The 6866-nt window shown below is 63.6% G+C and carries 7 protein-coding genes and 1 tRNA gene; 1 reads left to right on the top strand and 7 read right to left on the bottom strand.

What is annotated here, in order from left to right:
* Positions 1–33: 33 nt before the first annotated feature.
* Positions 34–1098 (top strand): D-2-hydroxyacid dehydrogenase, encoded by a 1065-nt coding sequence (locus tag EYS21_RS11135; RefSeq protein WP_131133245.1) that lies wholly within the window; start codon positions 34–36, stop codon positions 1096–1098.
* A 226-nt stretch (positions 1099–1324) separates the two neighbouring features.
* Here EYS21_RS11135 and EYS21_RS11140 read toward each other — a convergent pair whose 3' ends face one another.
* The 7 genes from EYS21_RS11140 to EYS21_RS11170 form a co-directional block, all read right to left on the bottom strand.
* Positions 1325–2674 (bottom strand): MFS transporter, encoded by a 1350-nt coding sequence (locus EYS21_RS11140; protein ID WP_131133246.1) that lies wholly within the window; start codon positions 2672–2674, stop codon positions 1325–1327.
* 170 nt (positions 2675–2844) lie between these two features.
* Positions 2845–3642, bottom strand: coding sequence for an IclR family transcriptional regulator (locus tag EYS21_RS11145; RefSeq protein ID WP_131133247.1), 798 nt, complete (start codon positions 3640–3642; stop codon positions 2845–2847).
* A gap of 248 nt (positions 3643–3890) precedes the next feature.
* Entirely contained in the window at positions 3891–4310 is a 420-nt protein-coding gene (locus tag EYS21_RS11150) for a hypothetical protein (RefSeq protein ID WP_131133248.1), read from the bottom strand.
* Positions 4274–4349: transfer RNA gene (locus EYS21_RS11155), tRNA-Val, on the bottom strand. The genes EYS21_RS11150 and EYS21_RS11155 overlap by 37 nt, the downstream gene beginning before the upstream one ends.
* Before the next feature lie 107 nt (positions 4350–4456).
* On the bottom strand, positions 4457–5377 hold the full coding sequence (locus EYS21_RS11160; protein WP_131133249.1) for an NAD-dependent protein deacetylase: 921 nt from the start codon (positions 5375–5377) through the stop codon (positions 4457–4459).
* Between the two features lie 6 nt (positions 5378–5383).
* The gene (locus EYS21_RS11165) at positions 5384–5875 is read right to left on the bottom strand and encodes a peroxiredoxin (RefSeq protein WP_131133290.1); all 492 of its coding nucleotides are present in this window, start codon (positions 5873–5875) and stop codon (positions 5384–5386) included.
* Between the two features lie 23 nt (positions 5876–5898).
* On the bottom strand, positions 5899–6318 hold the full coding sequence (locus tag EYS21_RS11170; RefSeq protein WP_131133250.1) for a DUF3052 domain-containing protein: 420 nt from the start codon (positions 6316–6318) through the stop codon (positions 5899–5901).
* Between the last annotated feature and the right edge of the window lie 548 nt (positions 6319–6866).

The following is a 6866-nucleotide window of genomic DNA, read 5'->3' on the forward strand; positions in this document are numbered from 1 at the left end:
GAAATCTGTTCAATATCCTAGCCTCCATTCAGTATGATGAACACTATGACGTCTGAAACCACCGTCGCCATCGCCGTCCCGCTCGAAGCTGAGCTCGTTGACCGCATCCGCGCCGTAGATCCTTCCGTTACTGTCCTCTACGAACCCGACCTGCTGCCCCCGGAACGTTTCCCGGCGGACCATTCGGGCGACCCAGACTTCCGCCGTACGCCCGATCAGGAAGAGCGTTACTGGTCCATGCTCAACCGGGCCCAGGTCCTGTATGGCATGCCCAACGAAAACGCCGCCGGCCTGGCCCGGATTGCGCGCGAGAACCCGCACCTCCAGTGGGTGCACTGCATGGCAGCCGGCGCAGGCGGCGCGGTAAAAGCATCGGGGCTGGACCAGGAAACCCTGCAGAAGTTCAAAGTCACCACCTCCGCCGGTGTCCACGCCCTGCCCCTGGCAGAGTTCGCTGCCCTCGGAATCCTCAACGGCTTCAAGCGCAGCGCCGAACTCGCACAGGACCAGGCCGCCAAGGTATGGCCGGAACTGCGCACCCCCACCCGGCTGGTGAGCGGATCCACCCTCGTGGTCACCGGACTGGGAGAAATCGGCCTGGAAACGGCAAGGATCGCCCGGGCCCTGGGCATGAAGGTCAGCGGCACCAAGCGCACCGTCGAGCCGATCGAAGGAATCGAGCAGGTCTCCGACAACGACGGGCTGGCCGGGCTGCTGGCCTCCGCCGACGCCGTCGTGAACACCCTGCCGGGCACGCCGTTCACGGAACGCCTCTTCAACCGGGATGTCTTTTCCGCCATGAAGCCCGGAACGGTTTTCGTTAACGTCGGCCGCGGCACCGTGGTGGACGAGGATGCCCTGCTGGAGGCACTGGAGAACGGCCAGGTGTCCTACGCCTGCCTGGACGTCTTCGCCGTCGAACCGCTCCCCGTGGACAGCCCGCTCTGGAACCACCCCAAAGTCATGGTTTCGCCGCATACGTCCGCCTTGAGCGCCGCGGAGAACCGCCTGATCGCGGAGCGCTTCAGCAGCAACCTGCGTACGTTCCTCGACGGCGGCGAACTGCCGCACCTCGTGGACACTGTCCACTTCTACTGATCCGCCCGCTTCGCACGGCAGAGCCCCTGCCGGGGACTCCTGAAACAGGAGTCCCCGGCAGGGGCTCTTTCGTGTTCGGCAGCGTCTGGCGGTACTGCCGGCGGGTGCCGCTTAAGGGAACTCAAGCGGATGGCCTTGGGCCCCAAGCGTTCGTTCGCGCTGTTAACGCCGGAAGGTGCCCTCCCCGCTGCCGGGGAGGCCACCTTCCTGTGTAACTGCGGGATGGCTAGCTGGCGTCCTCCACGAGGACCAGGTCGCGGCCGTTGGTCTCCGGGGTGAAGAACGTTGTCCCGAAGGAGATCAGCGCCAGGACCAGCGAGTAGATCGCAGGGACCAGCCAGGAGTGGCCGGTGGCAGCCAGGAGTGCCACGCCGATCATGGGAGCGAAGCCGCCGGCGAGGACCGCGGAGAGTTCGCGGCTCAGGGCCACGCCGGTGAAGCGGTGCTGGGAACCGAAGAGCTCCGGCAGCAGTGCGCACTGGGGGCCGAGCATGGACTGGACGCCCAGGGCGATGCCCACCACCATGACCGCCCAGACCAGCGTGACGTTGCCCAGGGTGACCAGGTAGAAGGCCGGCAGGGCGATGATGGCCTGGAAGAGGGCTCCGTAGCGGTAGACGGGCACGCGGCCGAACCGGTCGGAGAGGGCACCGAAGGTGACCACCATGACCGCGGCGAATCCGGCGGCAATGAGGAGGCCTGTCGGGCCGATGAACTTGTCGCCGGCAAAGACGCCGGCGGGCAGGCTGATAAACGACACCAGGAGTGCGGAGTAGATGGAGGAGTTTCCGTTCTCGCCCATTCGCAGGCCGATCCCGATGAGGACGTTCTTTTTTGAGTGCTTCCAGATCTGGCCTACCGGGTTCTTGACCACGGCCTTATGCTTTTCGAGTTCCTGGAAAACCGGGGTCTCCTTCAGGCGCAGCCGGATGAACACGGCGATGACAATCAGAATGACGCTGGCCAGGAAGGGCACGCGCCACAGCCAGCCCTGCAGGACCTCCTTGTCAGCCAGGGCCATCAGAGCGAAGGTACCGGCACCGAGGAGCGTCCCGAGCTGGATGCCAACGAACGGCAGGGAGGCGAAGAAACCACGACGGCGGCGCGGGGCCACTTCGGAGATCAGCGTTGTGGCGCCGGCCTGCTCGGCTCCGGCGCCCAGGCCCTGCAGGATGCGGAGGGCCACCAGAAGCACCGCTCCCACCATCCCGGCCTGTTCAAAGGTGGGCAGCAGGCCGATGGCGAAGCTGGCCATGCCCATCAGCCCGATGGTGAGGATCAGGACCATCTTGCGGCCGAAACGGTCGCCGATGTAACCGAAAACAACTCCGCCGAACGGCCGGGCAGCGAAGCCCACACCGTAGGTGGCGAACGAGGCGATGACCGCCCCGCTCTCGCCCAGCGGAGAGAAGAAGAGTGGCCCAAAGATCAGGGCCGAGGCCAGGCCGTAGATGTAAAAGTCGTAGTACTCCAGGGCGGAGCCCACTGAGCTGGCAAGCGTTGCCCGGCGCAGCTGCTCGGGATCGACGACGGCGCCGTCCACGTCAGCCTGCGGTGATTTAGTACGAGTTGTCACTGGAACTCCCTCAAAAACACTCCAGACCCCCGTTGGCCTGGTGGGTTAGCGACGGCACGTGTTGTGCAGATCACTATATTGAACAGAGTACAGCAAGTTGAACAGTGAGCAAGTGGTCGGCGGAAGTTTCTTCGTTTTGCAGCGCAGCGGTTCCCGGACGAGTGTGCGGGTCAGCCCATGGGGTTGCCCAGGGACCGGGCCAGTTCCTTGAGTTCCTTGACCATCTGGGAGCCCTGCTCCGCCGAATATGTCGCCTTGAGGGCGGTTACGGACAGGCCAAGGCTCGGGCCGTGTGCACCCCGGGTCGGCACGGAGACAGCCAGGCAGACCACACCTGTGGTGGATTCCTCGTCCTCGAAGGCATGGCCCTGTTGGCGGATCGTCTCGAGCTGGGCCTTGAGCTCCGCTCCCGTGCGCAGCGACTTCGGTGTCATCACCGGAAGCTCGAGGTCATCAGGGAACATGGCGTCTATGTCATGATCGTGGAGCCGGGCAATCAGCACCTTTCCGACGGCGCAGAGTGAAACGGGCATCTTGTCGCCGATGTTGGAGGTCAGCCGGACCGCCGGATGGCCCTCATAGCGGGCCAGGTATATGACGTTGGTGCCGTCCAGCATGGCGATACGGACCGTCTCACCGGAAAGGGTGGGCGCCTGTTCACAGAAGCGGTAAAACTCCTGCACTTCGTCGAGCCGACTCAAGTACGCAGCACCGAGCTCGACCAGTTTGCGCCCCAGGGTGAAGTCGGCGCCCTGGCGGTTGATCAGCCGCGCTTCCTCGAGGGCCAGCATCAGGTTGGACGTGGAGGATTTGGGAATACCGAGTTCACGGGACAGGTCGCTGAGCGTCAGCCGGCCGGTGGCTGAGGCGGCCAGCGCTTCCAGGACTGCGGCGGCGCGGGTGACCGCCGGTGCGGGCGACGCGCTTCCCAGGCCGTCGGAGGATCGGGGGGTACGGGAATCGGCCATGATTCTCCTTCAATCGGCGCGCCAGTGCGGTGATGAGTCACAGTGTTCATTCCACTGAACACAACCCATCATAATGGCTGGAAGGCGCGGCGGGTTGGCCTTTATGACACGTCGGCGAAAAACATGGCGCATTGGTCGCGTGACATTTTTTGTTTCCGGGAGTTCACGGTATATTCATCTCAGACCCTCCACCGCGGCATCCCCCAATAGTCGCGGTGGAGGGTTTTCCAATGCCCGGGTGGTTTCAGTCAGGCCGCGTCCGCCACGGACTCCCTGAGCCTCCAGCTGCCGCCGAGCCCGTCCCGCACCAGTGTCATGGTGGTCAATGCCGACTTGGGATTGCTTCCCAGCCTTACCTGGACCTGCAGGACCTCTACGTCCACGCGGCTCAATCCCCGGGGCATGCGCCGCTGGGCTTCCCACCAGCTGACGCGTTCAAACCACCTGACGGGTTCGGCGCTGACGGCCCACTGTCTTCCGCTGGTGACCACCGTTGTGGGCGCTCCACTTGCTGATGTCTTCAGCACCACATGTTCCATGCCTGCACCGTACGGCCGGGCACTGACAATAAAGCAGACACCAAAAAACCCCGCCGTTCCTGCCGTGTGGACAGGAACGGCGGGGTTTTGCCTGGTGGGTCCTACCGGGATCGAACCGATGACATCCACGGTGTAAACGTGGCGCTCTACCAGCTGAGCTAAAGACCCATAGTGCTGATTTCCGCGTCACTGCGCGTCAACCAACGAACATAGACTCTACCTGAGGGTGCTGGTCAAAAGCGAATCGCCGGCAAAAACGGCTCCGCACCGGCCGTTCACAACGGCGGCAGTTCCTTGGCCAGCCACTCCAGCGATTCACTGACGCCGGCATGGAGCTTGATGGTGGCGCGGTCGTCCCCGCGGGTGGCTCCCCTGTTGATGATGACAACCGGTTTTCCCTCGTTGGCGGCGTGCCGGACGAACCTCAACCCGCTCATCACCGTGAGTGAGGATCCCGCAACCAGTAGTGCGTCGGAGTCGTCCACCATCGCGTAGGACCGCGCCACCCGGTCCTTCGGAACGTTTTCGCCGAAATAGACGAAGTCAGGCTTGAGCGTGCCTCCGCACGCCGGGCAGACTGCCACGACAAAGCTGACAATCAGGGTCTGGTCCTCAACGGTCGAGTCAGCGTCCGGGGCCATCTCCACCAGACCGGACGCGCTGGCGTGTTCCAGGAAGCCAGGGTTGAGCTCCTCCAACATTCCTGCGAGCAGTTGCCGCGAATACGTGCGGCGGCACTCCAGACAGACAACCTGGTCGAAGCGGCCGTGAAGGTCAACGACGTTGACGCTGCCGGCTAGTTCGTGCAGGCGGTCCACGTTCTGGGTAATGAGGCCGTTGAGCAGGCCGCGGCGCTCCAGTTCTGCCGCCGCACGGTGCCCCGCATTGGGATCGGCACGCCGGAGATGCGACCAGCCGATGTGGTTCCGGGCCCAGTACCGTTGGCGGTTGGCAGGGTCCCCAATGAACTCCTGGTACGTCATGGGTGACCGCGGCGCCGAATCAGGACCCCGGTAGTCGGGAATCCCCGAATCAGTGCTCAGCCCGGCACCGGTCAACAGCGCGATGCGCTTGCCGGCGAGAAGGTTACGGATCCGGTCGAGGACTTCGAGATCAGCGGCTGACAGGGCGGCAGGGCCGGCAACGGGCAGGCTTGCAAACCCCGTCAGCCCTACTCCGTGCCTGCGCGGCTCCATCTGTTGTCAGACCCGGCCCAGGCCCGCCAAGGCTTCACGGTACGCGGACAGGTCGCGGGCCTGGCCGCGGGGGTTTACCACCACATAACGGATAACGCCCGAGGCGTCGATGATGAAAGTTCCGCGCCGCGCCATGCCGCTCCCGGCGTCAAAGACGCCATACTCGCTGGCTACAGAGCCGTGGGGCCAGAAGTCCGCGAGCAGGTCGAAGGTGTAACCTTCCTGCTCCGCATAGGCCCGCAGGCTGAATTTGCTGTCCACGGAGACGGCCAGGACAGTGGCATTGGCATCCTCGAAGTCCCCGAGGTTGTCGCGGATCTCGCACAGCTCGCCCGTACAAATGCCGGAAAAAGCGAACGGATAGAAGACCAGGACAACGTTCTGGCCGCGGAAGGATGACAGCCGAACGGGCTCACCATACTGATTGGCCAGCTCAAAGTCCGGTGCGGACTCGCCGACGGCGGGGACGGGCAGGTCCACGCTCCCCTGCAGGGTCAAGCCGCCAGCGGCGAGTCCGGACGTCACTTATTCTTCTTACTGACCAGCCGGGTTGCGCTCCAGTCCTTGGAAACGCCGGCGGAGGTGGTCAGGTGAAGCCCGGCCGTGGGTGCCGCTTCCTGGATTTCGGCGGGAGAGACGTAGCCCTTCCGCCCGGACTTGGGAGTCAGGACCCAGACAACACCGGTCTCGCTCAGGGTGGTCAGGGAATCCATGAGGGTGTCGACCAGGTCACCGTCGCCGTCGCGCCACCAGAAGATGACAGCGTCAACGACGTCGTGGTCGTCCTCGTCCAGGAGTTCGGACCCGGTCAGGTCCTCAATATCGTCACGTAAGTCGAAATCGACATCGTCGTCGTAACCGAACTCCTGAATCAGATCCCCGTTTTTGAAACCCAATTTTTCCGCCACATTTACCGAAGTGGCGGCGTCGGCCTCGCTCACGTGTTCCTCCAATGCCTAATACATGCAGTGCGCATAGTGATTTCCATTACTCCAAGCCAACACCCTTTGTGCCTGCGCTTCAAGCTGCCCGCACCGCGATCCGCCATATTCTGCGTCACATCCGGCACCGCCAACCCGCATCGCAGCGGCTTTTCGTCACACAACCAGTATGACGGCGAAATACAACAGCGGCGCCGAAGGCGCGGCTACGCATCGCGCTGGAGTCACAGCTAGAGTGATCGGTGACAACTATGCCTGCGGGGCGACCGCCCTGGAACTCTATGCAGACATAGGCGTGATAGGACCCTGCCCGGCGCACATGACCGGGCTGTTGTAACCGATACGTCGCACACGTCGCATTCACGCCGGACACACCCTGCCCGGCCTGGGGGCGCCGATGAATGCGCGCAAAGAGAGGTTGGACGTGGCTGCAGGAGAAGATACCTCCCATATCCTCAGCGGGTTGACTAACCAGCTGCCTGATCGTGATCCGGAAGAGACCGCCGAGTGGGTTGAGTCCCTGGATTCGCTGATCAGGGAACAGGGCA

The organism is Arthrobacter sp. S39 (assembly GCF_004320525.1).
Lineage (GTDB): Bacteria > Actinomycetota > Actinomycetes > Actinomycetales > Micrococcaceae > Arthrobacter.